This is a genomic window from Streptomyces sp. NPDC059456 (assembly GCF_042750055.1).
Lineage (GTDB): Bacteria > Actinomycetota > Actinomycetes > Streptomycetales > Streptomycetaceae > Streptomyces.
Window position 1 is genome coordinate 10,646 of sequence record NZ_JBHYVA010000201.1, and the last position, 1,795, is coordinate 12,440.

At 79.2% G+C, this 1,795-nt stretch carries 1 protein-coding gene; it reads left to right on the top strand.

Annotated elements, in window-relative coordinates:
- Window positions 1–79: 79 nt before the first annotated feature.
- A partial coding sequence (locus ACFXA3_RS19235; RefSeq protein WP_385188222.1) for a glycogen debranching N-terminal domain-containing protein occupies window positions 80–1,795 on the top strand: 1,716 nt, incomplete at its 3' end.

The following is a 1,795-nucleotide window of genomic DNA, read 5'->3' on the forward strand; positions in this document are numbered from 1 at the left end:
CTGGAGGGTGGCGGGGGCCCGGCCGCGCCGCCGCCCAGCGACACCGGCCGGAGCGCAGACAGCCCAGACAAGGCGACCCATGGCCCACTCCGTACCGCCCGCCCGCAGGACCGAGCTGCCACCCGTGCACGGCGCGGTCATCTGCGTCGCCGCGCCCTGCCTGGTCATCTCCCCGGAGCACGGTCAGCTGACGGGGCGGGGCATCGACGGGATCTACCGCTCCGGGCGCAGGCTGCTCTCCCGCTGCGTGCTCCGGGTCGGCGGCCGGGACCCCGTCGCCGTCCAGGGGCGCAGCCTTGGCTCCGACCGGGCCGCGTTCACCGCGACCGTGCGCACCGGGGCGGAGGCAGGCCCCGATCCCGACGTCGGCGTGGAACGGGTCCGGCACGCGGACGGCACCGAGCGGATCACCGTGCGCAGTTTCACGGCCCGGCCGATGCGCCTGACGGTGGAGGTGCTGCTCGGCACCGACCTGGCCGAGCTGGCCGCGGTGGCCGCCGGCCGGGCCGGGCCGGAACTTCCCGCCGGGGTGCACGCCGCCGGGCTGCGCTGGAGCAGCGGAGAGGCGCAGGCCGTCACCGCGGCCGATCCGGCCCCGGACGACGCGCTCGCCTCGGCGGGGCTGCTGCGCTGGCAGCTCGACCTGGGGCCCGGCGAGTCCCGCACCATCGAGCTGCGGACCACGCAGGACCGCACGGCGCGGGCCCCGGCCGGACAGGTGGCCAACCCGCTGGCCGACGCCCGGGCCGAGGGGGACGACCCGCGGGTCGAAGCCTGGTTCCGCACCAGCGTCGGGGACCTCGGGGCGCTGCTGATGCGCGACCGCGAGGAACCGGGCGACGCCTTCGCCGCGGCCGGGGTGCCGTGGCGGCTCGGGCTGGCCCCGGCGGAATCCCTCTGGGCCGCCAGGATGGCGCTGCCGCTCGGCACCGGGCTCGCCGCGGCCACGCTGCGCACCCTGGCCCGGACCCAGACCGGCGGCCACGGGCCCGACGGGGGGAAGATCCCGGGGCCGCTGCGCGGAGCCGGCCCGCAGCTGCCGCCCGGGTGCACGGGCACCGAGGCGACGCTCGCCTTCCCGGTGGTGCTCGCCGAGGCCCGGCGGTGGGGCATGCCCGAGGAGGAGGTGGCCCGGCTCCTCCCGGCGGCCGAGCGGTGCCTGGACTGGCTGCGCGGCGCCCTGGGGACGGACGGCTTCCTGGCCGACCCCGATCCCGGGCCGCGGCGCTGCGAGACCCAGGCCCACGCCCACCGGGCCGCGCTGCTCGGGGCCGACCTGCTCGCCGGCTGCGGGCGGCCCGGCGCCGAGGAGTGGCGGGAGCGGGCCGCCGCGCTGCGCGAGCGGTTCCGGAACGGGTTCTGGATCGACGGCCCGGACGGCGGGCGGCCCGCGGCGGCCCTGCACCCCGACGGGCGGCCGTTGCCCCGGCTGACGGGGGCCGCCGCCCACCTCCTGGACACCGGCCTGCTGGGCGGCGGAGAGCTCGCCCCCGGACTGCTGGACCGGATCCGCACCGAGCAGCTCGCCCGCCTCCTCGGCGCCCCCGCCATGGACTGTGGATGGGGGCTGCGCAGCATGGCCTCCCGGGAGCCGGGCCACAACCCGTTCGGCCACCGCTCGGGCGCGGTGCGGGCGTACGAGAGCGCCGTGGCGGTCGCCGGACTGGCCCAGGCCGGCTTCGAGAAGGAGGCCGCCGGACTGCTGCGGGGTCTGCTGGACGCCGCGGAGAGCTTCGGGTACCGGCTGCCCGAGATGTACGCCGCCGAGCAGCGCACCGCGGGCAGTGCCCCGCTC